The 1,447-nt window shown below is 32.3% G+C and carries 2 protein-coding genes; one reads left to right on the forward strand and one right to left on the reverse strand.

The window, feature by feature from the left end; all coding sequences use genetic code 11:
• Positions 1–108: 108 nt before the first annotated feature.
• The gene (locus tag ACOSP6_RS00555; protein WP_422092457.1) at positions 109–420 is read right to left on the reverse strand and encodes a winged helix-turn-helix transcriptional regulator; all 312 of its coding nucleotides are present in this window, start codon (positions 418–420) and stop codon (positions 109–111) included.
• A 118-nt stretch (positions 421–538) separates the two neighbouring features.
• Between ACOSP6_RS00555 and ACOSP6_RS00560 the strand changes: the two genes are divergently transcribed.
• The gene (locus ACOSP6_RS00560) at positions 539–1,189 is read left to right on the forward strand and encodes a hypothetical protein (protein WP_422092458.1); all 651 of its coding nucleotides are present in this window, start codon (positions 539–541) and stop codon (positions 1,187–1,189) included.
• Positions 1,190–1,447 lie beyond the last annotated feature (258 nt).

Genomic DNA, 1,447 nt, shown 5'->3' on the forward strand with positions numbered 1-1,447 from the left:
GGATTCGACTTCGTCCGAATCCACTCGGTAATTACTAACTGCAGTTCTTAAACAAAATATGTAACTTTAATCCCGTAACAACAGTTATACAAATACGTTGTAAGCAATTTAAACCAACTCTATCAAATATCTTCCCCAATCGCCTAAATTTTTAAATATTGGAATTAATTCTTTTCCTTTATTAGTTAAGGAATACTCTACTCTTGGAGGAATTTCAGGATAGGATTTTCTAATCACTAAACCATCTTCAACTAATTCTGATAAATGAGATGTCAAAACCTTTCTTGAGATATCAGGTATCAAATAATCTAATTGACCAAATCGTTTAGGTGACTTTCCTAAATTCAAAATAATTATTGGTTTCCATTTTCCACCGACAATTTTTAATGCTGCTGTTAAAGGGCATTTTTCTAAATCCATACTCATTTTGTCTAAATGTTACCGTGAAGTAACTACTATTTTATGACAAAGCTAAACAAAAGTAACTATATGTAACATATATATGTAACTTTGTGTAACAAGAATAAATATTTGGTTTATGAACACACCAAAAGAGAGTAAAATCCGATTATCCTTTGTGGTTTTTGGAATCATTGTCGGAATCATAGGAATATTGCACGGAGCAGCTGAATTATTACATGGCAACACATTAGTTGCAGGCGGAAAAATTCCTGCAATGCCCGAGAACTGGCCTAATGATGAGTTCTATACCTTAATGAAAGGTGCACCTGTTTTTTCTCTTTTGTCAGACATTCCATATTATGTATTAGGACTTTTGGCTATTTCTGTATCCATAGCATTTATCGTTTTTTCTTCCAAATTTTTCAAACTAAATGCTAAAGGAATTGGGCTATTCGCCCTATTCAGCATTGGTATATTTTTATTTGGAGCTGGAGAAGGAACGCCAATTGCAGTTTGTCTTCCAATGATTATCACAGGATTTCTTTCACTATTCACCAAACAAAAGGAAAGAAGCGAATCAAGTAAGCGAGTGAACCTTATAGGATTTAATGATTTTTATTGGTTACAGATTTTCAGTTGGGTGTTATTTTTCCCTGGACTTTTTGTAATGAGTTTCTATCAAGAAATACCGCAATGGTTGTTTATATTTGATTTTATGATTATGCCAATTTCAATTATTGGAACTATGATATTTGGATTTCGATACGACAGAACTATTGATTTTTAAAAAAAACTGCTTACAACACGGTGTATAAGCAATAGCGGTTTGAGTGCAAGCTCGAACCGTTTTTGCTTTAATTTGAATATATTGCTTACCGAAAAGTAGTCGCTTTAAATCCGCTACAGCTCATACACAAAACCGTTAGCAAACACTGTCGAAAATGATGTGTAGCTTTCTTTTTGATTAATAAAAGTCAGTTTTAAAATTTTGGCTTTTAATAGTAATTCCAGTTCTATCCTTTTTTTAGAGAACTAAACGTTTTAT

Origin of the sequence: Tenacibaculum sp. MEBiC06402, assembly GCF_049239625.1 — a bacterium.
GTDB lineage: Bacteria > Bacteroidota > Bacteroidia > Flavobacteriales > Flavobacteriaceae > Polaribacter.